The sequence below is a fragment of the Amycolatopsis coloradensis genome (assembly GCF_001953865.1).
Classification (GTDB): Bacteria; Actinomycetota; Actinomycetes; order Mycobacteriales; family Pseudonocardiaceae; genus Amycolatopsis; species Amycolatopsis coloradensis.
Genome location: NZ_MQUQ01000015.1, coordinates 677,019 through 702,017 on the forward strand (window position 1 = coordinate 677,019; position 24,999 = coordinate 702,017).

The 24,999-nt window shown below is 67.9% G+C and carries 29 protein-coding genes and 3 tRNA genes; 16 read left to right on the forward strand and 16 right to left on the reverse strand.

Going from position 1 to position 24,999, the window contains the following annotated elements:
• The first annotated feature begins 174 nt into the window (after window positions 1-174).
• Window positions 175-471: a GNAT family N-acetyltransferase gene (locus BS329_RS45400; RefSeq protein WP_341866343.1), complete on the forward strand. Its 297-nt coding sequence runs from the start codon at window positions 175-177 to the stop codon at window positions 469-471.
• Here the strand turns inward: BS329_RS45400 and BS329_RS28860 are convergent.
• Window positions 456-878, reverse strand: coding sequence for a PPOX class F420-dependent oxidoreductase (locus BS329_RS28860; RefSeq protein WP_076164345.1), 423 nt, complete (start codon window positions 876-878; stop codon window positions 456-458). The genes BS329_RS45400 and BS329_RS28860 overlap by 16 nt on opposite strands.
• Before the next feature lie 133 nt (window positions 879-1,011).
• The gene (locus BS329_RS28865) at window positions 1,012-1,650 is read right to left on the reverse strand and encodes a TetR/AcrR family transcriptional regulator (RefSeq protein ID WP_076164346.1); all 639 of its coding nucleotides are present in this window, start codon (window positions 1,648-1,650) and stop codon (window positions 1,012-1,014) included.
• Window positions 1,651-1,745: 95 nt separating this feature from the next.
• Between BS329_RS28865 and BS329_RS43535 the strand changes: the two genes are divergently transcribed.
• Together BS329_RS43535 and BS329_RS28870 are read left to right on the forward strand one after the other, a co-directional pair.
• Window positions 1,746-1,889, forward strand: a complete 144-nt coding sequence (locus tag BS329_RS43535; RefSeq protein ID WP_158075837.1) for a hypothetical protein — start codon at window positions 1,746-1,748, stop codon at window positions 1,887-1,889.
• A 47-nt stretch (window positions 1,890-1,936) separates the two neighbouring features.
• Window positions 1,937-2,317: a VOC family protein gene (locus BS329_RS28870; protein WP_076164347.1), complete on the forward strand. Its 381-nt coding sequence runs from the start codon at window positions 1,937-1,939 to the stop codon at window positions 2,315-2,317.
• Window positions 2,318-2,394: 77 nt separating this feature from the next.
• Here BS329_RS28870 and BS329_RS28875 read toward each other — a convergent pair whose 3' ends face one another.
• Genes BS329_RS28875 through BS329_RS28890 form a run of 4 tightly spaced genes read right to left on the reverse strand, consistent with a single transcriptional unit; the run spans window position 2,395 to window position 4,902 of the window.
• On the reverse strand, window positions 2,395-2,784 hold the full coding sequence (locus tag BS329_RS28875) for a VOC family protein (RefSeq protein ID WP_076164348.1): 390 nt from the start codon (window positions 2,782-2,784) through the stop codon (window positions 2,395-2,397).
• Entirely contained in the window at window positions 2,781-3,071 is a 291-nt protein-coding gene (locus tag BS329_RS28880; protein WP_076164349.1) for an ArsR/SmtB family transcription factor, read from the reverse strand. The genes BS329_RS28875 and BS329_RS28880 overlap by 4 nt, the downstream gene beginning before the upstream one ends.
• Before the next feature lie 44 nt (window positions 3,072-3,115).
• Window positions 3,116-3,760: a response regulator transcription factor gene (locus tag BS329_RS28885; protein WP_076164350.1), complete on the reverse strand. Its 645-nt coding sequence runs from the start codon at window positions 3,758-3,760 to the stop codon at window positions 3,116-3,118.
• Window positions 3,751-4,902 (reverse strand): sensor histidine kinase, encoded by a 1,152-nt coding sequence (locus tag BS329_RS28890; RefSeq protein WP_076164351.1) that lies wholly within the window; start codon window positions 4,900-4,902, stop codon window positions 3,751-3,753. The genes BS329_RS28885 and BS329_RS28890 overlap by 10 nt, the downstream gene beginning before the upstream one ends.
• A gap of 135 nt (window positions 4,903-5,037) precedes the next feature.
• On the opposite strand from BS329_RS28890, the gene BS329_RS28895 reads away from it, so the two are divergent.
• The gene (locus BS329_RS28895) at window positions 5,038-5,688 is read left to right on the forward strand and encodes a DedA family protein (RefSeq protein WP_076164352.1); all 651 of its coding nucleotides are present in this window, start codon (window positions 5,038-5,040) and stop codon (window positions 5,686-5,688) included.
• 44 nt (window positions 5,689-5,732) lie between these two features.
• Here BS329_RS28895 and BS329_RS28900 read toward each other — a convergent pair whose 3' ends face one another.
• The 6 genes from BS329_RS28900 to BS329_RS28925 all read right to left on the reverse strand — a co-directional run bounded on the left by BS329_RS28900 (window position 5,733) and on the right by BS329_RS28925 (window position 12,321).
• On the reverse strand, window positions 5,733-6,893 hold the full coding sequence (locus BS329_RS28900) for an alkaline phosphatase PhoX (RefSeq protein WP_076164353.1): 1,161 nt from the start codon (window positions 6,891-6,893) through the stop codon (window positions 5,733-5,735).
• Window positions 6,894-7,394, reverse strand: a complete 501-nt coding sequence (locus BS329_RS42840; protein WP_076164354.1) for a helix-turn-helix domain-containing protein — start codon at window positions 7,392-7,394, stop codon at window positions 6,894-6,896.
• On the reverse strand, window positions 7,391-7,591 hold the full coding sequence (locus tag BS329_RS28910; protein ID WP_076164355.1) for a hypothetical protein: 201 nt from the start codon (window positions 7,589-7,591) through the stop codon (window positions 7,391-7,393). The genes BS329_RS42840 and BS329_RS28910 overlap by 4 nt, the downstream gene beginning before the upstream one ends.
• Before the next feature lie 169 nt (window positions 7,592-7,760).
• Window positions 7,761-10,163: an endopeptidase La gene (gene lon / locus BS329_RS28915; RefSeq protein WP_076164356.1), complete on the reverse strand. Its 2,403-nt coding sequence runs from the start codon at window positions 10,161-10,163 to the stop codon at window positions 7,761-7,763.
• A gap of 333 nt (window positions 10,164-10,496) precedes the next feature.
• Window positions 10,497-11,345 (reverse strand): SAM-dependent methyltransferase, encoded by an 849-nt coding sequence (locus BS329_RS28920; RefSeq protein WP_076164357.1) that lies wholly within the window; start codon window positions 11,343-11,345, stop codon window positions 10,497-10,499.
• A gap of 37 nt (window positions 11,346-11,382) precedes the next feature.
• Window positions 11,383-12,321: a GNAT family N-acetyltransferase gene (locus BS329_RS28925; RefSeq protein WP_076164358.1), complete on the reverse strand. Its 939-nt coding sequence runs from the start codon at window positions 12,319-12,321 to the stop codon at window positions 11,383-11,385.
• Between the two features lie 280 nt (window positions 12,322-12,601).
• Between BS329_RS28925 and BS329_RS28930 the strand changes: the two genes are divergently transcribed.
• The 6 genes from BS329_RS28930 to BS329_RS28955 all read left to right on the forward strand — a co-directional run bounded on the left by BS329_RS28930 (window position 12,602) and on the right by BS329_RS28955 (window position 16,640).
• A complete protein-coding gene (locus BS329_RS28930; RefSeq protein WP_076164359.1) occupies window positions 12,602-15,217 on the forward strand; it encodes a putative bifunctional diguanylate cyclase/phosphodiesterase in 2,616 nt (871 codons plus the stop codon).
• Window positions 15,218-15,296: 79 nt separating this feature from the next.
• Window positions 15,297-15,369 (forward strand) — tRNA-Thr (locus BS329_RS28935).
• Window positions 15,370-15,419: 50 nt separating this feature from the next.
• A tRNA-Met gene (locus BS329_RS28940) sits at window positions 15,420-15,492 on the forward strand.
• Between the two features lie 45 nt (window positions 15,493-15,537).
• Window positions 15,538-15,702 (forward strand): 50S ribosomal protein L33, encoded by a 165-nt coding sequence (gene rpmG, locus BS329_RS28945; RefSeq protein ID WP_005152047.1) that lies wholly within the window; start codon window positions 15,538-15,540, stop codon window positions 15,700-15,702.
• Between the two features lie 87 nt (window positions 15,703-15,789).
• On the forward strand, window positions 15,790-16,239 hold the full coding sequence (locus BS329_RS28950) for a MaoC family dehydratase N-terminal domain-containing protein (protein ID WP_076164360.1): 450 nt from the start codon (window positions 15,790-15,792) through the stop codon (window positions 16,237-16,239).
• On the forward strand, window positions 16,236-16,640 hold the full coding sequence (locus BS329_RS28955; RefSeq protein WP_076164361.1) for a MaoC family dehydratase: 405 nt from the start codon (window positions 16,236-16,238) through the stop codon (window positions 16,638-16,640). The genes BS329_RS28950 and BS329_RS28955 overlap by 4 nt, the downstream gene beginning before the upstream one ends.
• A 90-nt stretch (window positions 16,641-16,730) precedes the next feature.
• On the opposite strand, the gene BS329_RS28960 is transcribed toward BS329_RS28955, so the two are convergent.
• The 3 genes from BS329_RS28960 to BS329_RS28970 all read right to left on the reverse strand — a co-directional run bounded on the left by BS329_RS28960 (window position 16,731) and on the right by BS329_RS28970 (window position 20,017).
• On the reverse strand, window positions 16,731-17,672 hold the full coding sequence (locus tag BS329_RS28960) for an SGNH/GDSL hydrolase family protein (RefSeq protein ID WP_143253226.1): 942 nt from the start codon (window positions 17,670-17,672) through the stop codon (window positions 16,731-16,733).
• 225 nt (window positions 17,673-17,897) lie between these two features.
• Window positions 17,898-18,791, reverse strand: a complete 894-nt coding sequence (locus tag BS329_RS28965) for a TIGR03619 family F420-dependent LLM class oxidoreductase (RefSeq protein WP_076164362.1) — start codon at window positions 18,789-18,791, stop codon at window positions 17,898-17,900.
• Window positions 18,788-20,017, reverse strand: a complete 1,230-nt coding sequence (locus BS329_RS28970; protein ID WP_076164364.1) for a pyridoxal phosphate-dependent aminotransferase — start codon at window positions 20,015-20,017, stop codon at window positions 18,788-18,790. The genes BS329_RS28965 and BS329_RS28970 overlap by 4 nt, the downstream gene beginning before the upstream one ends.
• Before the next feature lie 206 nt (window positions 20,018-20,223).
• Between BS329_RS28970 and BS329_RS28975 the strand changes: the two genes are divergently transcribed.
• The 6 genes from BS329_RS28975 to BS329_RS29000 all read left to right on the forward strand — a co-directional run bounded on the left by BS329_RS28975 (window position 20,224) and on the right by BS329_RS29000 (window position 23,859).
• A tRNA-Trp gene (locus BS329_RS28975) sits at window positions 20,224-20,296 on the forward strand.
• Between the two features lie 27 nt (window positions 20,297-20,323).
• A complete protein-coding gene (gene secE / locus BS329_RS28980) occupies window positions 20,324-20,776 on the forward strand; it encodes a preprotein translocase subunit SecE (protein WP_076164365.1) in 453 nt (150 codons plus the stop codon).
• Between the two features lie 77 nt (window positions 20,777-20,853).
• Window positions 20,854-21,708, forward strand: a complete 855-nt coding sequence (gene nusG, locus BS329_RS28985) for a transcription termination/antitermination protein NusG (RefSeq protein WP_076164367.1) — start codon at window positions 20,854-20,856, stop codon at window positions 21,706-21,708.
• A gap of 78 nt (window positions 21,709-21,786) precedes the next feature.
• Window positions 21,787-22,221 carry a 50S ribosomal protein L11 gene (rplK, locus tag BS329_RS28990; RefSeq protein WP_076164368.1) on the forward strand — a complete coding sequence of 145 codons (435 nt, stop codon included), beginning with the start codon at window positions 21,787-21,789 and terminating at the stop codon, window positions 22,219-22,221.
• 82 nt (window positions 22,222-22,303) lie between these two features.
• Window positions 22,304-23,017, forward strand: coding sequence for a 50S ribosomal protein L1 (gene rplA, locus BS329_RS28995; protein ID WP_076164370.1), 714 nt, complete (start codon window positions 22,304-22,306; stop codon window positions 23,015-23,017).
• A 77-nt stretch (window positions 23,018-23,094) separates the two neighbouring features.
• On the forward strand, window positions 23,095-23,859 hold the full coding sequence (locus tag BS329_RS29000; RefSeq protein WP_076164371.1) for an alpha/beta fold hydrolase: 765 nt from the start codon (window positions 23,095-23,097) through the stop codon (window positions 23,857-23,859).
• A gap of 88 nt (window positions 23,860-23,947) precedes the next feature.
• On the opposite strand, the gene BS329_RS29005 is transcribed toward BS329_RS29000, so the two are convergent.
• Window positions 23,948-24,790, reverse strand: coding sequence for a hypothetical protein (locus BS329_RS29005; RefSeq protein ID WP_076164373.1), 843 nt, complete (start codon window positions 24,788-24,790; stop codon window positions 23,948-23,950).
• Window positions 24,791-24,999: the final 209 nt, after the last annotated feature.

Below are 24,999 nucleotides of genomic sequence, written 5' to 3' on the forward strand. Positions count from 1 at the left end.
GTACCGCCGACCCCCGACAAGAATCCTGCGCGAGTTCGCGGAAGCCGGCGTCGGTCTCGCCTCGAACTCGGCGAAGATCCGTACATTCCGCTGTTCGGCGGCCTTCTCGCGCATCCCACGAGACTGGAAGCCGTCACGCCGAGGGAAGGGGCTTCCCGTTCGTGATTACCGCTGATGGAGCGGCGGTCGGAACGATCGGGCCGTGGCTGCGGAAACTGTCGGAAGGCATCGGGATCGTGGGCTATTCAGTCTCACCGAAGCACCGGCGACGCGGCTGACGCACTCAAAGCGATCACCGTGTTCGCCAGGACGTTCCCGGGCGTGAAGCGGATCGAGCCGTACATCGAACCGTGGAATCGCGGCTCGATCCGCGCGGCCGAGAAGGCGGGCCACCGGCACGAAGGACTACTGCCCACCCATCAGGAGATCGGCGGCATAGCGCGGGACATGCACCTCTATGTGGCCCCGTGAACTGCCCGCCTCGACGCGTACCAGGTCTCGCCAACGGGTTCGCCCGCCATGTTCCAGCTCCACGACACCGTCGGCGTGACGCGTGCGTAGCCGCCCGGCCCGACGATTCCCACTCGTTCGACCGGATCGGCGGCCTCACCGTAGATCCGGACGCCACGCGCGATGAACGGGTCGAACGAGACCATGTCATCGATGACCAAAGCGACTTTTCGTTGTCCCGCTTGGATGTTGCGGAACTTCCGGGTCGCGAGGACGGCCTCGCCCACGCCGCCGACCCAGAAGTGGGTGCCGTCGAACTCGAACGACAGCGGGACGACGTCGGGCTGCTCGCCGTCCGCCGACAAGGTCGCGAAGCGGGCTAGAGGTTGTGAGCGCAGGTACGCGATCTCTTCGTCGGTGAAGGTCACTTAGGATGCTCCTCTGGCAAAGGGGGTTCCATGTTCGCGATTACGCCGTTGCACCTCATCATCCTGCTCTTGGCAGTCGCCTTCGTCGCCGCTGTGGTCGTCGCGGTGGTGCTGGCCACCAAAAAACGCTGAGCTACTCGCGGATCGCGTAGTCGCCGAAGGCCGGTTCAAGCAGCTCGAAAGCCCGCTTGGTCGCCTTCGTCAGTGCCTCGGCGATCTCGTCGTTGCTCTCGCCGGCATGCGAACGCCGGAGGACCTCGCGGAAGAGGACGCGGTCGATCGCGTTGAGTTCGGCGGCCGCCATGACCGGGGTGACGTCGTCCGCGTCGGCTCCGGTCTCGGTCGCGAGCAGCTTGGCGAGCGCCTCCTCGCGGAGTTCGTGCAGCTCACGCAGCCGCGCGGTCAGGGTCGGGCTCTCCAACACCATCTTCGCGAAGACCGGCCCGGTGAAGCCGATCACGGGCGAGTGCTCCGCTACCGCGTCCAGGAAAGTGCGCCGTAGCGCGGCCAGCGCCGACTCACCGGCCTTCCTGGAGCGGACGGCGTTCGCCAGCCCGTTCGTGAACTCCTCGTGCTGGTCCAGCGCCAGATCTTCTTTGCGCGCGAAGTAGTTGGTGACGGTCTTCTTCGCGACTCTCGCCGCCGCGGCGATCTCGGCGATCGTCGTCTCCTCGAAGCCCTTCTCGATGAAGAGGAGCGTCGCCTGGTCGGAGATCAGCCGCCGCGTTTCCTGCTTCTTGAGCTCTCGCAAACCCACGTCCGTGCTGGTCATGAGCGAAGTTTACCACCGTCGTAAAAATACTCTTGACTTCTTGTAGGCCGGATGTAAACTTATGTCCGTACTACCGACCAGAGAGAAGAGGCTCCTTGACCGCTCGAATCCCCCAAGGCAACGAAGGCACCAACCGCGCCCAGGTCCGCCGGAACGACCGCCGCCATCAGCAGCCGTTCCCCGGCCGCTCGACGCCGGTGCGCCGCTCGTTCGGCGTCCCGCGCCGCCGGTCGTACTGACCGGCCAGCACCTCCGAAAACTCACCGCCGACCGAAGGGGATAGCCCATGAACGTCCTTGCCTCCACCGTTTCGCTGACCGTCGACGACGTCGCCGCCTCCAGCCGCTTCTTCACCGAGCACTTCGGCTTCACCGAGCAGATGGCCGCGGAGGGTTTCGTCTCCCTCGGGCATGAAACCGCGAAGGTGGCCATCGTCCTGCTCCAGGCGGGGATCGAGGTCCTGCCGGAGAACCTGCGGCAGCAGCGCGCGTCCGGCGTGATCGTGGCCTTCACGGTCGAGAACCTCGAAGCCGAGGAGAAGCGCCTGCGCGACGAAGGTGTCGAGATCACGCTGCCGTTGCGGGAAGAACCGTGGGGAGAGCGCCTCCTCATGGTCACCGACCCGAACGGTGTGCCCGTGGAACTCGTGGAATGGGTGCAGCAGTAAGGAAACGCCCCATCTCTCAGTGAAACAAGGCGGGGCCTGGTCCACAGTGGACCAGGCTCCGCTTTCTCGTGCGGGAGCTACTTCATCGTGGCGAGCTGGATCAGGTTGCCACAGGTGTCGTCGAAGACGGCGGTGACCACCGGTCCCATGTCGACGGCGTCCTGGGTGAACTCGACGCCCAATCCTTTGAGTCGTTCGACCTCGGCGAAGACGTCGTCGACGGCGAACTGGGTGAACGGGATGCCGTCGCTGACCAGTGCTTTCTTGAACGGGCCCGCCGCGGGGTGGCCGTCCGGCTCCAGTAGCAGTTCGACGCCGTCCGGGTTGGCGGGGGAGACCACGGTGAGCCAGCGGGCATCGCCGGTCGGGACGTCGTGCTTCTTCTGGAACCCCAGCTTCTCGGTGTAGAAGGCGAGCGCCTTGGTCTGGTCGTCGACGAAGACGCTGGTGATGTTGATGCGGATCACGGGTTCGGTTCCTCTCGGTCGATGGGCCACCGCTCGACGATCGAGCGCAGCGGACTCGTGTCGATGTGGTGGAACTTGTAGCGGCCCTGCCGCCGGGTGTGCACCAGGCCTGCCTGTTCGAGCATCGCGAGGTGCTGCGAGATGGCCTGGCGCGAAGAGCTCAGGCCATGTTTCATGGTCAGCCGTCCGCAGATCTCGAACAGTGTTTGACCATCCTTTTCGGTCAGTTCGTCCAGGATGACGCGTCGCGTCGCGTCGCCGATGGCCTTGAACAGGTCGCCGTCCACGACTCAGTTATAGGCAAGTCGCCACTTGCCTGTCAACTCGGAGGTCAGGAACCCAGATAGCGCAGGATCGCCAGGACGCGGCGGCTGTAGCCGGCGGTGGTGGCCAGTCCGAGCTTGTCGAAGATGGCGTTGACGTGCTTCTCGACGGCGCTCAGCGACACGAACAGCGCCTCGGCGATCCCGGCGTTCGTGTGGCCCTGCGCCATTTTCTCCAGTACTTCACGCTCTCGGGTGGTCAGCTTCGCGAGCGGATCGGTGTGCGTGGTCCGCGCGAGCAGCCGCCGGACCACCTCCGGATCGAACGCCGCCCCACCCGCGGCGACCCGATCGAGCGCGTCCAGGAATTCGCCCACCTGGGCGACCCGATCCTTCAGGAGATAACCCACGCGCTCACCTTCACCGGTGATCAACTCGGCCGCGTAGCGCTTCTCGACGTACTGCGAGAGCACCAGGACGCCGATCTCCGGCCAGCGTTTCCGGATCTCGAGCGCCGCGCGAAGACCCTCGTCCGTGTGGGTCGGCGGCATGCGGACGTCGGTGACGATCACGTCCGGCCGATACGCGGCGGTCGTCGAGAGCAGCGCGTCACCGTCGCCGACCGACGCCACGACCTCGTGCCCCTCTTCGACCAGCAGCCGGACCAGGCCTTCCCGCAACAGGGTCGAGTCCTCGGCGAGGATCACTCGCACGGCAGCACCGCCGTCACCACGGTCGGACCGCCGAGCGGACTGTCCACGGTGAACGCCCCGTCCGCGGCCGCGACGCGCCGCGCGAGGCCGGACAGGCCGCCGCCCGACGCACGCGCCCCACCCGTGCCGTCATCGGTGATCCGCACCCGCACGCTGTTCCCGTCCCGCTCGGCCTCGATGTCGATCCGCGTCGCCGCGGCGTGCTTGATCGTATTCGTGACCGCTTCGGACGCCACGAAGTAGACGACGGTCTCGATGGCCGCGGGTGGCCGTTCCGGCAGGTCGACCCGCAGGCGGACCGGCACGCCGGAACGTTCCGCGAGTGCCTCCAGCGCGGGATGCAGCCCGTCCGAGTCCAGCGCGATCGGATACACCCGCCACGACACCTCGCGCAGGTCTTCGAGGGCACGCTGGGATTCTTCGTGTGCCTGCCGGAGCAGCTCCGACGCGTGGTCCGGATCACCGGCGCGCCGCGCCCGGCCGAGCAGCATCCCCAGCGCGACGAGCCGTTGCTGGACGCCGTCGTGCAGGTCTCGTTCGATCCGGCGGCGCTCACCGTTGACCGCTTCGACCACTTCCGCCCGGCTGGTCGCGAGTTCGGACACCCGGCGGCGCAGCTGTTCCTTCTTACTGGGGCCGAAAAAGCTCATCGCCAGCTTGTGATCCAGCGTCGCGGCCCCGATGAGTCCTTGCAGGGAAAGGAAAATGAGCAACGCGCCGAAGATCACGGTGGTGACCGGGTCGTACCAATCAGCCGGGGCGTCACCACCGGGCGACCTGCCGCTGAGGAGCTGGTACCCGATGACCACGCCGGATCCGGCACCGAACAGGATCAGGCCGAAGATCCCGGCGCTGAGCAGCCCGATGACGCAACGCGGGACCAGGTAGGCCATCGCGCGGCGTCCGGTGTAGTCCTTCGCGTTCTCGGCGCCGAAGTACCTCTCCAGTCGTTGTCGCTCCATTTCGGACAGTGCGCGGGCGCCCGAAAAGACGGGCCGCCGCAACGCGGGGACCGCGAGCGCGATGCCACCGAAGAGCACGTAGAAGAACTCAGCGACCGCCGTCGTGGCGCCGATCGCCAGGCCCAGCGTGCCGCGGAGCATCTTGCGCAGGTAGCGGCGCGTCGCTGCCGGAACAGGCATAGGGCCAGGTTAGCGGGGTGTCCGAAGGCCGGTATTGCGGTTTTCCTCAGTGATCTGTGCCGCTTCACCCCAGGGTGCGGAACCCGGGCAATTCGTACGTTCGTTGTTACCCGCAGACGACCACGAAAGGCCGCCATGAACCTCCTCCTCGCCGACGCCACCAACGAACCGATGGGCGGCCTCGCCGGCTGGGCAGTGTCACTGATGGACTCGCTGGGAGGTCCAGGAGCGGCGATCATCGTCGGGCTGGACAACCTGTTCCCGCCGATCCCCAGCGAACTCGTGCTGCCGCTCGCCGGGTTCTCCGCGAGCCAGGGGACGTTCACCCTGGTGGAAGCGCTGGTGTGGACGACCTTCGGTTCGGTCGCCGGCGCGATCATCGTGTACTACCTCGGCATGCTGCTCGGCCGCGACCGCACGCGCCGCTGGATGGCGAAGATACCGCTGGTCAAGGCCTCCGACTTCGACAAGACCGAGGCCTGGTTCCAGAAGCACGGCGCCAAGGCGGTGTTCCTCGGCCGGATGGTGCCGATCTTCCGCAGTCTCATCTCACTGCCCGCCGGGATCGAGCGGATGCCGTTCTGGCGGTTCCTGGCCCTGACGACGGCGGGCAGCCTGATCTGGAACACGGTGTTCGTCCTGGCCGGGTACGGGCTGGGGGAGAGCTGGCACCTGGTCGAGGAATACGCCGGGTTCTTCCAGTACTTCGTGATCGCCGCCGTCGCGGTCGCGCTGACACTCTTTGTGGTGACCCGGCTGCGCGAGAAGAACCGCACCAACGCATGAGCCGTGCCGGGGTGCCCTGGCCAGGGCACCCCGGCACGCCGTGATCAAGATCGGAAGGGGCCGGTCACCTCGTAGGTGATCCCGCCGGAGGACGAACCGGAGGTACCGCGTTGCGAAGAGAAGTACAGCCGGTTCCCGGCGGGGGTGAACGCGGGACCGCAGATCTCCGACGAGCTCTGGCCGTTGATCCGCAGGAACGGCGCCACGATGTCGTTCGGGGTGATGATGCAGATCTCCATGTTGCCACCGTCTTCGGCGACGAACAGGTCACCCGAAGACGTCCCGGTGACGTTGTCGACGCCGGTCAGCGGCGCCGAGCCGGGGCTGACCAGCGAGTCGTCGTAAGCCAGCTCGTAGGTGTTGTTCGTGAGGTTGAGCTGCCAGACGCGGTTGTCACCCTTGGTGGTGAACCACGCGGTGTCGTTGGCGTAGTGGAGCCCTTCGCCGCCGGTGAACCGCTTGGCACCGGACACCTGGTTGCGCGTGGCGGTGGGGGAGCCGTCCGGGTCGGGCACGTTCGCCCAGGTGAAGCTTCCCGATGTCGCCGTGCCCGCCTTCAGCACCTGCAGCGTTCCGGCGGAGAGGTTGCCCCAGGTCGTCGGAACGAAGCGGTAGAAGCAGCCGTCCGACGTGTCTTCGGTCAGGTAGACGACCTTGCGCACCGGGTCGGCCGCCGCGGCCTCGTGCTTGAACTTCCCCATCGCGGGCCGCTGGACGGCGGCCGTGGCCGGACCGTTCGGCTGGCACTCGTAGACGAATCCGAGGTCGACCTCCTCACAGGAAAGCCAGGTGTTCCAAGGAGTCTTGCCGCCCGCGCAGTTCTGGCGCGTGTTCGCCAGGATGCGGTGGGCGCCGGTGATGTTCCCGCTCGCGTCGAACCTGACCGCGCTCGCACCGCCGCCCGGGGTGATCTCCGAGTTCGACACGTAGATCCAGCCGCTGCCGTCGGCGAACACCGCGCCGCCGTCCGGAGCGCTGTGCCAGGTGTAACCGGTGCTCGCGACCTTCTGGCCGGACCGGGCGATGACGCGGCTGGTGAATCCCGCGGGCAGCTGGATCCCGTTCGCGTCGGCCGCCTGGAGCGCGCCGTACGGGCTGGGGCCGTTCTGCGCGGGGGCGGCCAAGGCCGTCCCCGAAAGCCGGTTGCCGAACGCCGTGACACCAGCGCCGACCACGGCCGCGCGCAGGAAATTCCGTCGCTTCACTCATGCCTCCAAGGCATCCGCTGTTGTGGTGGTGCGGTAAAGGAGCGGATCGGAGGTTACGGGTGGAACGGGACTTCCAGGTGAATTCGCGGCGTATTCACCGCGAGGAGGGAACTTTCGTAGGAAACCTTGGCTCACCACGATTTCCTTCGCTTTGCGCAGCCCCGGAGCTTCGTCCCCGCCGCGTTGTTCCGCGACGTCGATGGCGAGGAGTATCCGGTCGAGCGGGGCGCATCCTCCATTGCGGTGGTGGCGGCGTCCGATCAGGTGACGCCAGGCGGCGAGATAGTCGTCGACTCCCGGCTCCCCCGGAACGGCCCGCAGTAGCGCGCGGAGCAGGACTCTCATCTGGTTTTCGTTGCTAGGTAAGGTTTTCCGGGCCAAGGTGTCGGCGAGGGTGCTGCGTGAATGACCGGTCGCGGCCGCCAGCGCGCGGATGCTGAGACCGCTTCGGTCGCGGAGTTCGCGCAGGTGCGCCATGAACTCCGGTTCGGTGTTCACCGGCGTGCCCGCGCGGGCACGGGACGGCCGAGGACGGCACCGAGCAGGGTGATCGCGATCCCGGCCGCGATCGGTGCGCTCGTGCCGGCGAAGGTCAGCAGCGTGGTGAATGCGGTGAGAATGCTCAGACAGGCGATCTGACCGGCCGAAACGCATCTGCGCCTCGGCAGGATGGGGGACAGAATTCCGTGACTCATGACCTTGCCCTCTCAAGGCTCAGTGGCCGCACCCGGCGGGGTGGCACGGAATCTACGTTATCAAACCGTGATATGAAGTTTAAGACTGATTAATGCCCGGATCCGTCCGGATCTTGAAATGCCGAAAGCCCCGGATCCTGAGCGGATCCGGGGCCTCGGCCTCGCGCCGTTACGCCGCTTGGGCGACCGGAGCCGTCGCCGGGGCCAGCGCGATGTCCAGCACGTCGCGGACGTTCGCCACGGCGTGGACGTCCAGCTGCGCCAGCACTTCCGCCGGGACGTCGTCGAGATCCGGCTCGTTGCGCTGCGGGATGATCACCGTCTTCATCCCCGCCCGGTGCGCGGCCAGCAGCTTCTGCTTGACCCCGCCGATCGGCAGCACGCGCCCGGTCAGCGACACCTCACCGGTCATCGCGACGTCCGACCTCACGACCCGGCCCGAAAGCAGGGACGCCAGCGCGGTCGTCATCGTGATGCCGGCGCTCGGCCCGTCCTTGGGCACCGCGCCGGCCGGGACGTGCACGTGGATGCCGCGGTCCTTCAGGTCGCCGACCGGCAGTTCCAGCTCGGCGCCGTGCGAACGCAGATAGGACAGCGCGATCTGCACCGACTCCTTCATCACGTCACCCAGCTGACCGGTCAGTGACAGTCCGGTCGAGCCGGATTCCGGATCCGCCAGCGACGCCTCGATGTAGAGGACGTCACCGCCGGCGCCGGTCACCGCCAAACCGGTCGCCACGCCGGGGGTCGACGTGCGCTGCGTCGACGCGGGCAGCGAGGACTCCGGCAGGTGCCGCGGTCGGCCGAGGTAGGTCTCGAGCCCTTCGGCGTCGATGGTCAGCGGCAGCTCGACCTCGTCCAGCGCGACCTTGGTCGCCACCTTGCGCAGCACCTTCGCGATGGTCCGGTTCGCGTTGCGCACCCCGGCCTCCCGCGTGTACTCGGCGGCGATCCGGCTGAACGCGTCGTCGGTCAGCGTGACGTCTTCCTTGCCGAGGCCGGCGCGGTCCAGCTCGCGGGGGAGCAGGTGGTCGCGGGCGATGGTGACCTTCTCGTGCTCGGTGTAGCCGTCGAGGGTGACCAGCTCCATCCGGTCCAGCAGCGGGCCGGGGATGGTTTCGAGCGCGTTCGCCGTCGCGAGGAACACGACGTCGGACAGGTCCAGCTCGACCTCGAGGTAGTGGTCGCGGAACGTGTGGTTCTGCTCCGGGTCCAGCACCTCCAGTAGCGCGGCCGTCGGGTCGCCGCGGTAGTCGGCGCCGACCTTGTCGATCTCGTCGAGCAGCACGACCGGGTTCATCGACCCCGCTTCCTTGATGGCGCGGACGATCCGGCCGGGCAGCGCGCCGACGTAGGTGCGGCGGTGACCGCGGATCTCGGCTTCGTCGCGTATGCCGCCGAGCGCCACCCGGACGAACTTGCGGCCCATCGCCTTCGCCACGGACTCACCGAGCGACGTCTTGCCGACCCCAGGAGGACCGGCGAGCGCCAGCACGGCACCCGAACGGCGTCCGCCGACCGGCCCGAGCCCCGACTCCGCGCGGCGTTTGCGGACGGCCAAGTACTCGATGATGCGTTCCTTCACGTCGTCGAGACCGGCGTGATCGGCGTCGAGGATGTCGCGCGCGGCGGCGATGTCGTGGACGTCGGCGGTGCGCTCGTTCCACGGCAGTTCGAGGACGGTGTCCAGCCACGTGCGGATCCAGCCGCCCTCGGGGGACTGGTCCGACGTCCGCTCCAGTTTGTCCACTTCGGACAGTGCGGCCTTCTTGACCGCGTCCGGCAGCTCGGCGGCCTCGACGCGGGCGCGGTAGTCGTCGTCGTTGGCGGTGCCGTCGAGTTCGCCCAGTTCCTTGCGGATCGCTTCGAGCTGGCGGCGCAGCAGGAATTCCTTCTGCTGCTTCTCCATGCCCTCCTGGACGTCCTTGCGGATGGTGTCGGTGACTTCGAGCTCGGCCAGCTGCTCACGGCTCCATTCGAGGGCCTTTTCGAGCCGTGCCGAAACGTCGAGCGTGGAGAGCAACTCGAGCTTCTGCTCGGTCTTCAGGTACGACGAGTTGCCCGCGAGGTCGGCGAGCGCGGACGGGTCCTCGACCTCCTGGACGGCGTCGATCATCTGCCAGCCGCCCCGCTGCTGGAGGATCGCGAGGACGACGCTCTTGTACTCGGAGGCGAGCTTCGCGGAGTTGTCGTCGGTGGTCTCGGTGGCGACCTCGGCGTGGACCCACCGGGCGGCGCCGGGCCCGTCGGCGATCCTGCCGACGACGGCGCGGCGGGTACCGCGCAGCAGCACCGCGGTCTTGCCGCCGGGCACGCGGCCGATGCGCTCGACGGTCGCGATGGTGCCCAGCTCGGCGTACTCGCCGTGGGCGCGGGGAACGATCAGCACCTCGGCCTTGGTGGCGGCGCTGGACCGGATCCCCGGGAAGGAAGCCTGGGCAGGCGTGGTGGCCTGGGCGGACTCCACCGCGGCGCGCGTCTCCGTGTCGGCGAGGTCGAGCGGGACGATCATGCCCGGCAGCACGACGTCGTCATCGAGCGGGAGGACGGGCAGGAGGCGGTTGTCGGTCATCTGTGCACTCCTCGGTTAGTTGAGTCTGTCTAGCTCAACTCTCCGATCGACCCGTTTGTTTCCTCCTCACGTTCGCCGTCAGCGATCACCCTCCCCTCCGACCTTTGCGCCCCAACGCGGCGCAGTTAGCCCGCTAAACGCAAGGCGCACACAGCAAAGGTCGGATGTCCCAGGTGGGCCAAGCGTCGCGAAAGCCCCTTCCGGGACGCCAGGCGTCCTGAAAGTGGCTTTCGCGACATCGGTCCCGTTCCCTCTGCGCCCCTCCGACGTCTGCGCCCCAACGCGGCGCAGTTAGCCCGCTAAAGTCGCCGCCTCGAGGTAAGAGGTCGGACGTCAGGGGTGGGTGGCGACACCGCACCAGGCGAACGGCCGGGCGCCTTCCTCGTCTCGCCGTAGTTCTCGTACCGGCCGCCAGTCGGGCAGGTTGACGACGCCGGGCTCCAGCAGCGGCCAGTCCCCGAAGAGGGGCTCGATCTCCTCGCGGTCCCGCATCCACACCGGGTTGCTCGTCTTCCGGTACTGCTCGACCATCCAGCGGAGCCCGTCGGCGTCCTTGCCGGTCTGTCCCCCGAAGCTCATGTGGGACAGCCCCAGCCAGCTGCCCGGCGCCAGCGCGTTCCGGTAGGTCGCGACCAGTGCGGGCGGATCGTCGTGCGGCCCGGCGAAGTGCAGCACGGCCATCATCATCAGGCACACCGGCTGCGAGAAGTCGATCAGCCGCAACGTCTCCGGATGCCGCAGGACGTCCTTGGGCCGCCGCATGTCCGCGTGGACGATCCCGGCCCAGTCGGTCGCGTCGTGCCGTTCGAGGATCAGCTCCGCGTGCGCCACCGCCACCGGCTCGTAGTCGACGTACACGACCTTCGCGGTATCGCCGGGCTCCAGTTCCTCTTCGACGATCTCGTGCACGTTCCCGGCGGTCGGGACACCGGAACCGAGATCGACGAACTGCCTGATCCCGGCGTTCAACGCGGCGCGCACGACACGGTTCATGAACTCGCGGTTGTGCCGCGCGCCCGGTTTGACCCACCGCCACTGCTTTTCCAGCGCGCGGGCGAACTCGCGGTCGACGGCCCAGTTGTGCTTTCCGCCGAGGAACCAGTCGTAGATCCTCGCCGCGGACGGCTTTTCGGTGTCGACCCCGGTCGGCGCCACCGGGGCCGCGTCATCGTCCCTGGTCACAGAAACCCCCTGATCCTCGAAGATCAGCCTATCGGGGTCACGGCACCGCGGGCCGCCGCTGCCAGTACGTCCAGAGCGGCCGGTAACCCTGCGCGTACCAGAACGGCGTCGAGCGCGGGTTGGCCAGCGCGTGGTGCAGCAGCACGGCTTCGGTCCCGCATTCGTCGAAAACCTGGTGCGCGTGCGCGGCGAGCGCCGACCCCACCCCGCTCGACCGCGCCGGTTCCGCCACCGCCAGCGACGACAGATAGCCGACCCGATCGGCCGCGACCCGGTCGCCGATCCACGACGTCTCGTCGGGGAACTGCACCCGCACCATGCCCAGTGCGCGTCCGTACAGCTCGGCGATCCACAGTGTCGGATTCTCCCGGCCCAGCTGTTTCGACAGGTCCGCGGTGATCGCTTCTTCCGCGCCCTCGCGCAAAGTGACAGAACCGAACTGCGCGTCATAACGCTGCAATTCCAGTTCGAGCCCGACGGCGGTTTTGAGATCATCGGCTTCGGCGGGCCGGATGTGCACTCCGGGAGTGGCGGGTGGTCCCGTCACGGCCAGCCGGTCGGCCGGACGGACCGCGATCACCAGTACCGGCGCGAAGCCGCGGCGCAGCAATTCGGCCGAGCCGGGCGAATCGCGGCTGGGCCGCACCACGGTCGCCGCCGTTTCGACATCCCCAGGTGGGGCGACCGCCTTCAGATGTTCATCCCATCGGGTGAGTAATGCGTCGAGCGCCGCTTCCGGGCGGGGGCCGGTGAGCCGGGCTTCGAGGCGATGTTCGACGAGGGCCCGCCACGGAGAGTCAACAGAATCGGGGCCCGCTTCAGTCCGTACCGACAATCCGGCGGCGGCCGAGTCGCCTTCTGTCGCGAAGAGTGACACGGCGCCCTCGGCAGGCTCCAGTGCAGGCATTTCGGGGAGCAGGGCGTCCACGGTGGCGAGCCGCTCGGCATGCCCGGCGGCGATGGCGTGGCTATTCATAGGACTATTCAAGCGCCTACTGACGGGTCCGACGGGAACTTCACGAGATTGGCTCGGCCGTGGCGCCGCGTGACTTCCGGTAGTCGGAAGGAACGCGAATAACGCTCCCATTTCACCCCTTGGTCCACGCAGGTCAGGGCGACGCGCCCATTGTTAACCCTGGGGTGATCTCATACTGTCTCGAATGGGACTTGGGTACGCCCTCCGGGGTACTGTATTGCCCTCGTCCCCGAGGTCGCGGTAGGACAAGACCGGTTGGGCAGCCGGGAAGGAAGGTCGGATGCCGGACACGAACGGCAGGCCCGGGAGCGCCGCACAGGCGGCACCGGGCAAGGGAGGGGCCGTTACGGAGGCTCGTACCGACGAGCGACGATTCCGCGTCTACACCTTCGCCGTCCTCACCATGGGCATCGCCGCCGCGGCCGCGGTCAGCCTGTGGCTGGACTTCGAAGCCTCGGACGACCTGTTGTGGATCGGGCCGATCCTCGCGCTCGCGTTCCTGCTCGCCGAACAACTCGGGATCAACGTCGACGTCCGCAGCGGCATCTCGTGGACGATCTCGTTCACCGAGATCCCCCTGGTCATCGGCTTCTTCGTCGCACCATTCGAAGTCGTCCTCGTCGCGCATCTCGCGGCGGGCATCGGAACCCTGCTGGCACGCAAGGTGGCCGGCCGCGTCCTCTACAACGCGGGCGCGTTCCTGTTGGAGATCACCGGCGCGTTCGCCGTGGCAGGACTGGTGAAACAGGCCTCCGGCGCCCACGACATGACCTGGATCGCCGCGCTGGCGGGCACTTTGACCGCGCCGCTGGTCAGCACGCTGCTCGCGCTCGCCGCCGTCCGCGTGCTGCGCCGCCGGATGCGGGTCAGCACCGCGATCCGGCTGACCGGCCGCATCCTCGTCGTCGGTTTCGTCAACGCCTCGGTCGGTCTTTCCGGCTATTTGGTCATTTCCGGGACGCCGAAGGCCTGGCCGCTCGTGCTGGCCGTCTTCCTCGGGCTCACCGCGTTGTACTGGGCGTACTCCGATCTGCTCCGCGAACAGCGCGACATGGAAGCGCTGTCCGACGTCAGTTTGATGGTCGCGCGCTCCGGTCAGCAGGCCGCCGCGCGGCCTGCCGGGCGAGCCGACGAACTCGTCGGCGGCGTCGACGTCCGCGAGTGGGCGACCATCGCCGAACGCATCAAGGATCAGCTGGCCGCCGGCCGGGTCGTGCTCAGGCTGCGGTTGGAACCCAAGGACACCATGCGGATGGTCGTCGCGGGTGACGAACTGCCGCCCGTGGACCCGGCCGCCGACGACCCGTTGCTGCGCCTTCCCGGCGCGCACGTCCGGCATTTCCGGATTACCGAAGCCAATCCCGACGTCCGCTCCGCGTTGCTCGACCGCGGCGCGCAGGAGGCGCTGGTCGTTCCGCTGCGCAGTGCGAACCAGCTCCTCGGCGTCGTCGAAGCGCACGACAGGCTGTCCCGCTGGCGTGGTTTCGGCAAGTACGACGTCCAGTTGCTCGGCACGATGGCCAGCCACCTCGCGACTTCGCTGGACAACCGGCGCCTCCTCGCGACCCTGCGCCACGACGCCTACCACGATCCGCTGACCGGCCTGCTCAACCGCCCGGGCTTCCGCCAGGTCGCCAAGGAACCGTTGCGGGAACAGGTCGACGCGGTCGTGCTGCGGGTCGACCTCGACGTCTTCTCCACGGTCAGCGACGCGCTCGGTTACGTGTGGGCTGACAGGATGGTCATCGCCGCCGGACGCCGGATCCGTGACGCGCTCGGTCCGGACGTCCCGCTCGCCAGGCTCGAAGGCGCGTCCTTCGCCGCACTTCTCGTCGGCTGCGCGCCGGAACGCGCCCAGGCCGCCGCGGAACTGCTCCGCGCGGAACTCGTCGCCCCGTACCCGGTGGACCGGCTTTCCGTCGAAGCCAACGCGATGATCGGCTACGCCACGTCGTCTGCCGAAGACGACGACCAGGTCGACGTCGATGGACTCCTCCAGCGCGCAGACGTCGCCGTCCGCGCCACCAAGGGCGGCGAAGAGGTCCGCGGCTACATGGCCAGCATGGGCCAGATCTTCATGCGCCGGTTCCAGATGGTCACGCAGTTCCGGCAGTCGCTCGAAGAAGGCCAGCTCAGCGTCCACTACCAGCCGAAGATCACCTTGCCGAACCGGCAGATCCAGGGTGTCGAGGCGCTGGTGCGCTGGGTGCACCCGGAGTTCGGCAGGCTCGGCCCGGACGAGTTCGTCCCGGCGATCGAAGCGGCGGGCCTCATCGGCGTCCTGACGTCCTTCGTCCTCGAAGAGTCGTTGAAGCGGGTGCGGAAGTGGCTCGACGAAGGCCTGCGCATCTCCGCCGCGGTGAACCTGTCGGTGCGGAACCTGGCCGACGAGGACTTCCCGACGAAGGTCGCCCGCGAACTCGACCGCTTCGGCATCCCGCCGGAGCTGCTCACCTTCGAACTGACCGAATCCGGTGTGATGTCCGACCCGCAGAAGGCGCTGCCGATCCTGCGGGAACTGCACTCGCTGGGCATCGTGCTCGCGGTGGACGACTTCGGCACCGGTTACTCGTCGCTGGCCTATCTGCGGCAGCTTCCGGTCGACCAGGTCAAGATCGACAAGAGCTTCGTCCTCGGCATGGGCACCGACCTCGGCGACCTCGCCGTCGTGCGGTCCATCGTCGAATTGGGCCACTCGCTCGGCCTCACAGTCGTCGCCGAGGGTGTCGAGGAAGACGTGGCGCGGGATCAGCTCGAAGCGATGGGATGTGACGTGGCACAGGGCTACCTCATCTCGCGGCCGCTGCCGGAGGACCGCCTGGAGGCATGGCTGCAGGCCCGCACGGCGCGTTCGCCGGGCCGACACTCCGAGACCGTTTTAACCCTGCTGACCTGAGGTTTTGCGGTAACCTGACCCCCGGTCAAGGCCCCTTAACCGGCCTGCTAATCTTTCTAAGTCCTCGCGAGAGGGCAAGGCCCCTTTAGCTCAGTCGGTAGAGCGTTTCCATGGTAAGGAAAAGGTCTACGGTTCGATTCCGTAAAGGGGCTCGCAACCTCAACCGCGTCACGCTAGCGTGTCGCGGTTAGGGTTATGTAAGGGCGGTGTAGCTCAGCTGGCAGAGCAAGCGGCTCATAATCGCTGTGTCGCCGGTTCAAGTCCGGCCACCGCTACGCGGTAATCCTGGGTATCCCAGGCCTAGTAGAGAAGGAAATGCTGTGGCTGCCACTGACGTGCGACCGAAGATCACGCTCGCGTGTGAGGAGTGCAAGCACCGCAACTACATCACCAAGAAGAACCGGCGCAACAACCCGGATCGCCTGGAGATGAAGAAGTTCTGCCCGAACTGCGGTACGCACCGGACTCACAAAGAGACCCGCTGAGCGTCTGGCGGTTCTACAAGTCTCACCCGAAGCCGTCCTGGTCACCAGGGCGGCTTCGGGCATTTCCGGGTTCGGTAGCCTGCTCGAGTGGCCTTGGACCAGTCGTTCACCGGGCGGGTGTACCCGCCGACCAGTACCTATGAAGTGAGTCGCGAGAAGATCCGGGAGTTCGCCGACGCGCTCGGCGACACGAACCCGCTCTACCGCGACACCGAAGCGGCGAAGGCGGCCGGTCACCCCGACGTCATCGCACCGCCGACGTTCCTCACGATCATCAACCTCGCCTCGATCAACGCGATCGTCACCGACCCCGAGCTGGGGCTCGACTATTCGCGGATGGTGCACGGCGACCAGCGGTTCACCTACGCGCGGCCGGTGCACGCGGGGGACATCCTGTCGCTCACCACGCATATCGACAAGATCATGACCCGTGCGGGGAACGACTTCATCAACCTGCGCGCCGAGATCTCCGGCGCCGACGGTGGCCCGATCGCCACCACGTACGCCCAGCTCGTGGTCCGAGGGGAGGGCGCGTGAGCACGTTCACCGCCGGAGAAGAACTGACGCCGCTGACCATCGACGTCACCAGGGAGCAGCTGGTGCGCTACGCCGGCGCCTCGCTGGACTTCAACCCCATCCACTGGAACGAGGCCTTCGCCAAAGAGGTCGGCCTGCCGGACGTCATCGCGCACGGCATGCTCACCATGGCGCTGGGCGCGCGGCTCGTCACAGACTGGCTCGGTGACCCCGGCCGCCTCGTTGACTACTTCGCGCGCTTCACGCGTCCCGTGGTCGTGCCGAACGACGGCGTGGCGACGATCGAGTTCACCGGGAAGGTCGCCGTGATCAACGACGACGGCACCGCGCGGATCGACATCACCGCCAAGTTCGACGGCAAGGCCGTGCTCGGGAAGGCCCAAGCGGTCGTCCGCGCCTGACCTCAAGCGCGACTCCCACCTCCACGTTTGGTCCTCTAGTTGCGATCCTTGCGCGCGCAAGGATCGCAACTAGAGGACTACTTGCGTGCCCTATGCGACCTTGAGCAGCTTCTCGATGACCTCCGCCATGCCTTCCTCGCCCCGGGCGTTCGGGTGCAGCGGCGCGGCGGGCGCCGCGGGTGCCGGGCCCTCGACCCAGCGCCGGTTCGCGGCAGTGCACATGTCCCGTCCCTTGCTCGCGGTCGACATGTCGGCGAAGCCCGCTTCGTGCTCCTTCGCCGTCTTCGCCAGCGTGGTGTTCAGCCGCGCCAGCGACTCGCGGAAGTAGGCGACGTCTCCCGCGCCGACCGGCAGCAGCGGCCAGCAACCGCCGTCGTCGTCCGGAAGCACCGTCGGGTACCCGACGACCACGATGCGCGCTTCGGGCGCCTTCGAGCGGATCTGGTCCAGGACTCCGCCGAGCCGGTCCGCCACGGCGGTGATCCGACCGGCGAGTTGGTCGCGCCCGCCCGAGGTCAGCCGGGTCTTGCAGGGCGAAGCGGTCTGTTGCTGTGTCGCGCATTGGCCCGCGAAGCCTACGAAGCCCACGTCGTTGCCACCGATACCGACGGTCACCAGCGTCGTGTCGCCATCGACGGCGTCGAGCTGCGGAGCGTTCGTGCCGTCACGCGTCTTCTGCTCGTCGGTGAGGTGTTCGGTCGTGGCGCCACCGCAGCTGACATCGACGAACTCGGCCGGACGCAGGCTCGCGGCGAGCAGGCTCGGATAGTTGTTGTCCGAACGGTCGCAGCCCACCGGCGCCCCCACAGGACGTCCTGTGCCCGGCGAAGCCGTGTAGGAGTCACCCAGCGCTACATATCGGCCCGATCCATCCGAGGTGGTGACCCCCGTCGGTGTCACCGATGTTCCGCGCTCCCACAGGTGGTAAGCAATCCCCAGGACCGACAGCACGATCACCAGGAAGAGACAGCCGCCGCCAGTTCTCCGCTGCGTCACCCGTTCGTTGTACGCGACCTGGGTCGCCTTTGTCATCGGTCCGACCGTCGGTGATTTACGCGTGAACGGGTGATCGCCGGTTGCCTGAGACGTGGATCACGTTCAGGGCGGGCCGCGTACCTGGCATCAACGAGCTGCTGGACGCACCGCCGTCCGGGACCTCGGCGACTGGAAGTACGCCGCGAAGGCCCACGCACTCGTTCAGCTCACCGACGGCGAATCCTGACCGCTGAGGGCCTCTTCCCCGCCGGGGGAGGGACCTCAGTTCGGGACGAGACCGCGTAGCTCGGCGGCGAGATCGAGAGCGTGCGCGACATCCCGTGCGAGGTAGTGCGGGTCGACGAAGGCCTCGGTGATCCCGGTTTCGGCGGCCGCCTCCAGCTGCGCCGCGACGTCCTTGAGGTCCGTGCCCGGCTTGGGATTGATCCGCAGCACCCGCCGCAGCGTGCCAGGGTCGCGGCCCGCCTTCTCGGCCGCGCTCACCACGGTTTCCCAGAGCTTCGCGAGGTAGGGCGCGGGCAGCCCGGCAGGCAGCCAGCCGTCCGCGCGCCTGCCGACGCGGTCCAGCGCCGCCGCCGACCCTCCGCCCAGCAACACCGGCGGATGCGGGCGCTGCGACGGCCGCAGTCCCACCTTCGACGCCGGGATCTGCCAGCGGTCGCCCCGGTGCTCGACCGGATCGCCGGTCCAGAACTCCCGAAGGACGTCGAGAAGCTCCTCCAGTTGCTTGCCACGCGCCTTCCACGGCGTGCCTGTCGCGGTGTACTCGTCGCGAAGCCAGCCGGTGCCCAGCCCGACGTCCAGCCGGCCACCGCTCACCTGGTCCAGTGAAGTGAGCATCCGGGCGAGCACTACGGCCGGATACACGGTCCCGGTCAGCGTGCTGGTGCCGAGCCGAACCTTCGTCGTGACACTCGCGGCCACCGTCAGCAGGATCAGCGGATCGGCGAAGGTGACGAATTCGGGCGGGTAGGGCCGGTCCGGCGTGCCGCCGGGATAGAAGTCCGACGGCGAAACCGGGGCCAGCACCCGATCTCCGACCCACACGGACTCATACCCGAGCTCTTCGGCGGCCGTGGCGAAACCGGCGACGGCGTCCATCGCCGCGAGGGGCCCGTACTGCGGAAGGGCGATTCCCAGCCGCATCACGGTCACCGCCCTTCCGCGAGCAGGCGACCCATCCTGGTGATCCCCTCGGCGAGATCGTTTTCGGCCAGCGCGTAGGAAATCCGGAAGTACCCGGGGGTCCCGAACGCCTCGCCGGGCACCACGGCGACCTCGGCCTCGCGCAGGATCAGATCGGCCAGCGCCACCGTGTCCGCCGGTCGCTCGCCACGGATCTCCTTGCCCAGCAAGGCTTTCACCGACGGGTAAAGGTAGAAGGCGCCGAGTGGCACCGGCGTTTCGACGCCCGCGATCTCGGAAAGCAGCGAAAGCGCGGTCTTGCGCCGGAAGTCGAACGCTTCGCGCATCTCGAAAACGGCGTCGAGCGGACCACTCACCGCCGCCAGCGCGGCCCGCTGCGCGACGTTCGAAACGTTGCCGCACAAGTGCGACTGGTACGCCGTCGCCGCCTTGACCACGTCCTGCGGGCCGAGCAGCCAGCCCACCCGCCAGCCGGTCATCGAGTACGTCTTCGCGACCCCGTTGAGGACGACCGTCCGGTCGGCGAGTTCCGGGACCACGACGGGCATCGAAGGCGCTTCGGCGCCGTCGTAGACCAGGTGCTCGTAGATCTCGTCGGTGACGACCCACAGGCCGTTCTCGTGGGCCCAGCGCCCGATCGCCTCGACCTGCTCGCGCGGGTACACCGCTCCCGTCGGGTTCGACGGCGAGACGAACAGCAGCACCTTCGTGCGCGGCGTCCTGGCGGCTTCGAGCTGCTCGACGGTGACCAGGTAATTCGTCGTCTCGTCCGCCGTGACCTGGACTCCGACGCCGCCGGCGAGGGCGATCGACTCCGGGTAGGTCGTCCAGTACGGCGCGGGCAGCAGCACCTCGTCGCCGGGGTCGAGCAAGGTGGCGAACGCGGAATAGACCGCTTGCTTGCCGCCGTTGGTCACCAGGATCCGGCTCGGGTCCACCTCGAACCCGGAGTCGCGGGCCGTCTTCACGGCGATCGCCTCGCGCAGCTCCGGCAGCCCGCCCGCGGCGGTGTAGCCGTGGTTCACCCTGTCCCGGACGGCCGCTTCGGCGGCTTCGAGCACGTTGGCCGGGGTCGGGAAGTCCGGCTGCCCGGCACCGAACCCGATCACCGGACGGCCCTGCGCCTTGAGCTCCCGGGCCTTCGCGTCGACGGCCAGCGTTGCCGACGGCGTGATGCCGCCGATGCGGGCGGAGACGCGGGAAGCCGGCGAAGGCGAGGGTGGGGGAGCGCTCATGGCGACATCGTGGCACGATCATGGGGTCGGCCGTGGGGGAGTTTCCTCACGGAAGGCTGCTCCGCGCCGCTTTGAGGGGCGCGGTTGCGAAGCTGTTCGGGGGTTGCCGTAGACTTCTGGTCTCGGAACGCACTACGGTCATCCCCGCCACGGCGGTGGGGACGATGGAATGTGTCCTCGGGAGCTCCGGAGCATCGGGGTTCCAAAGGGGTGTAGCTCAATTGGCAGAGCAGCGGTCTCCAAAACCGCAGGTTGCAGGTTCAAGTCCTGTCACCCCTGCGTAAGCGAACTGGTGAAGGCGGAGGAGTGGTCGTGAGCGACAGCGACGCCAGCGGTGAGAAGGCGCAGGACGGCGCCGGGCGGAAGCCCGACGAACAGTCCCGCCCGGTGACCGCCGCTGCCCGGCGTGAGCGCCGTGCGTCCGCGCGCCCGTCCGGGAAGGCCGACGCCAAGTCGGACGACAAGACCCGCCCCGCCGGCAAGGCGAAGGCCGGGGACAAGACCGAGAAATCCAAGGACGCCAAAGGCACGGCGACCCCGAAGCGCGACCGCAAGCCGAAGCAGGCGTCGATCTTCGCCCGGCTGATGCGCTTCGTCCGCGAAGTCTGGGCCGAGCTGCGCAAGGTCATCTGGCCGAACCGCAAGCAGATGGTCACCTACACCGCGGTGGTGCTGGTCTTCGTGGTGTTCATGGTGGCGCTGGTGAGCGGCCTCGACCTGGCCTTCAAAGAGGTCGTCGGTGCCGTCTTCGGCAGCTGAGGCAGCCGGTCGCGGGGCTTGAGCGCACCGCACGCCTGCCCTGCGCCACGGCAACCGATCAACTGAGAGGACGGAACGTGACCTCCGACAACGGCACAGCAGCCGGTCATGAGCTGACCGAGCTTTCCGACGAGCAGGTGCACGCGGCACTCGGCGACGAGACGTCCGAGCACCTGGACTCCGTCGAGGTGCCCGCCGCAGGCGACGAGGTCGACGAAGCCGGAGATGTCGCGGAGGCCGAAGAGTCGTCCGTCGAGACCGACGACAACGCGGCCGACGACACCGCCGCCGAGCCCGAGCCCGAAGAAATCGCCGACCCGGTCGAGAAGCTGCGCGCGGAACTCAACGCCGCTCCCGGCGAGTGGTACGTCGTGCACTCGTACGCGGGTTACGAGAACAAGGTGAAGACCAACCTCGAGACCCGGACCCAGACACTGGACGTCGAGGACTACATCTTCCAGATCGAGGTCCCGACCGAAGAGGTCACCGAGATCAAGAACGGCCAGCGCAAGCAGGTGCAGCGCAAGGTGCTGCCCGGCTACATCCTGGTCCGGATGGACCTGAACGACGCCTCGTGGAGCGCGGTGCGCAACACGCCGGGCGTCACCGGGTTCGTCGGTGCCACGTCGCGTCCCTCGCCGCTGACGGTCGAAGAGGTGCTGAAGTTCCTCGCGCCCAAGGTCGAGGCCGCCGCGCCCGCCAAGTCCGGCAAGGGCGAGGCCGCCGCGTCGGAGTCGCAGCTGGGCGGCCCCGCGGTCGAGGTCGACTTCGAGATCGGCGAGTCGGTCACCGTCATGGACGGCCCGTTCGCGACGCTGCCCGCGACGATCTCCGAGGTCAACGTGGACGGGCAGAAGCTGAAGGTCCTGGTGTCGATCTTCGGCCGGGAGACCCCGGTCGAACTGTCGTTCAACCAGGTCTCCAAGATCTGACGGCCGCCAGACGGCCGGCAGTCCCCGCGTACTGGCAGGTGTGCGGGGGACTCAAGTCAGTAAGAAGGAACCAACGAAATGCCACCCAAGAAGAAGAAGCTTGCGGCGATCATCAAGCTGCAGATCAAGGCGGGTGCGGCCAACCCCGCGCCGCCGGTCGGCCCCGCGCTGGGTCAGCACGGCGTCAACATCATGGAGTTCTGCAAGGCCTACAACGCCGCGACCGAGTCGCAGCGCGGGGACGTCGTCCCGGTCGAGATCTCCGTGTACGAAGACCGCTCGTTCGACTTCAAGCTCAAGACGCCGCCGGCCGCGAAGCTGCTGCTGAAGGCCGCGGGCGTGGAGAAGGGCTCCGGCGAGCCGCACAAGACCAAGGTCGCCAAGGTCACCTGGGACCAGGTCCGCGACATCGCGAAGACCAAGGAATCCGACCTGAACGCGCACGACGTCGACCAGGCCGCGAAGATCATCGCCGGCACCGCCCGCTCCATGGGCATCACGGTCGTCGACTGACGCTGTTTTCCAGCACCACGTGGGAGAGCCAGTGCTGGCTCACGCACCACACTGATCCGTTTGAAGAGTTGAGGACAGAAGCATGACCAAGCACAGCAAGGCCTACCGTCAGGCCCTCGAGCTGGTGGACCGCGAGCGGCTGTACGCCCCGCTCGAGGCCGCGAAGCTGGCCAAGGAGACCTCCAAGACGAAGATGGACGCCACCGTCGAGGTCGCCATGCGCCTCGGTGTCGACCCTCGTAAGGCCGACCAGATGGTCCGCGGCACCGTGAACCTGCCGCACGGCACCGGTAAGACCGCTCGCGTCATCGTTTTCGCCGTCGGTGACAAGGCCGCCGAGGCCGAGGCCGCCGGCGCGGACGTGGTCGGTACCGACGAACTGATCGAGCGCATCCAGGGTGGCTGGCTCGACTTCGACGCCGCGATCGCGACGCCGGACCAGATGGCCAAGGTCGGCCGTATCGCCCGCATCCTCGGCCCGCGTGGCCTGATGCCGAACCCGAAGACCGGCACCGTGACCCCCGCGGTCGCGAAGGCCGTGACGGACATCAAGGGCGGTAAGATCAACTTCCGCGTCGACAAGCAGGCCAACCTGCACTTCGTGATCGGCAAGGCGTCGTTCGACACCGAGAAGCTGGTGGAGAACTACGCGGCCGCGCTGGACGAGGTCCTCCGCGCCAAGCCGTCGTCGGCCAAGGGCCGCTACCTGAAGAAGGTCACGATCTCCACGACGATGGGCCCGGGTGTCCCGGTCGACCCGGCCCGGACCCGCAACCTCCTTTCCGAGGAAGCGTGAGTCTGAGTTAGACATCACTGAGAAAGGGGCGGTCCCGCTACGGCGGGGCCGCCCCTTCTTCGTGTTTGCTGGAGGGCATGCCTACCTTCGCGTCGTTCGACGGGCTCCAGCTGAGCTACACCGTGTGGGAGGGCGAAGGACGTCCAGTGCTCCTTCAGCACGGCTTCGCCGCCGACACGAACGCCAACTGGATCGCGCCCGGCGTCGTCGCCACGCTCCAGCAGGCGGGACTGACCGTGATCAGCCTCGACGCGCGTGGGCACGGACGGTCGGCGAAGCCGCACGACGAGGCGAGCTACGGCGACGACGCGATGGTCCGCGATGTGTCCGCGCTGCTCGACGCGCTGGGCCTCGACGAGGTGTCGATGGTGGGCTACTCGATGGGCGCGATGATCGCGCTCGGCGCGGTGGCCGCCGACCCGCGGATCCGGTGCCTCGCGATCGGCGGGGTCGGCTCGGGGATCGTCGACTTCGGGGGTGTGGACACGCGGGTGGTCACGCCGGCGGCGATCAGCGAGGCCCTGCTGGCGGAGGATCCCGCGACGCTTCCGCGCTCTTCGGCGCCTTTCCGGGTCCTGGCCGACGCTCTGCGCGCGGACCGCGTCGCGCTGGCCGCCGCCGCACGCGGGACCGCGAACCCGAAACTGGACCTGACGGCCATCGCCGTCCCGACCCTGGTCCTCGCCGGTGACACCGACCCGCTGGCCGCCGAACCCGAACGCCTGGCCGCCGCCATCGCCGGTGCCCGGCTCGTCCGCGTCCCCGGCGACCACCTGACCGCCGTCACGAACCCCGCCTTCGGCTCCGCCCTCACCGGCTTCCTGACCTCACACGACCTCTGACCGGCGTCGACTTCCGCCCCCTGATCGCGATCCGGCGGGCACTTGCGTTTAGCCCCCTAACCGCGATCTGGGGTGGAGAAGCCCCAGGTCAGTTGCCGGTGGGGGGAGCAGGGCAGGGGACGGGGGAGTTCGCGTGCCCGGTGATCAGCCACTGGCCCATCTCGACTTCCTGAAGGGTGAAGCTGCCCAGCAGGGGGCCTCCGCGGATGCTGTACCAGCAGGAGTGGATCGTCAGGTTCTGCCGCGGGACCACGCTCGACATCGGCCGCACCGCGTAGATGTACGGCGTGATGTCGGTGACCTTGGCGTTCAAAGCCGGAACGGCGGTCGCGCAGTCCGGGTAGCCGAGGTTGCGGGCGAACTCGGCCTGTGCCTGTTCGCTCATCGACAGGCAGACCTTCTCGACCCGGGTGGCGGGCGGGTACGGCTTGCCGATCGTGTCGTAGATGGCCCGCACGGCTTCCCAGGGATTGGTCGAAAGCACCTGGTTGGTGTGGTGCTTGCCGCCGCCGCCCTGCACGAACGTCGCCGTGTCCTGCCCGGCGTCGCTGGGGAAGATCTGGCGGTAGGCGATGGTGGCCCCGACGCAGATCAGCACGATCACGATCATCCAGGCCAGGAGTTTCCCGCCCAGGCGTCGCAGCCAACGCGGCACTCGCGGCTGAGTGGCATGGACGAGCTCGCCGGGAGGAGGTCCCGGAGGCGCCGGCGGCTGTCCGTAGTGCTGGGTGACGGGCTGCGCGGGCTGGGTCGGCACGAGGCCCTGTTGCTGCGCCTCGGTGAACTTCAGATAGTCCTGGAACTGCTGAAACTGCTGGAACTGGCGCAGTTGCTCCTCGTTCAGCTGAGGCGCGGGCTGACCTCCCGCCTTGGGCTCGATGTCCGTGCCGGGCTCGTTGCCCGGCTTTCCGTCATCACGCTGCTCCGCCACGTCACCATGATGCCTCGCGAGACCCCCGGCGCACTCCGCCGGTCGCGTTTAGCCCTCCATCCATGCCCCCGCCACCACCCTCAAGGGATGCGCTGACGCGCGCGGAGCTCGAAAAACGCGAGTTGGGAGGGGGTGCCGCCGGAGGTGAAAAGGGGTCGCGTACTCTTGTCAAGGTTCTACCGAAGACCGCTGGTCTTCTCCTGGTCATC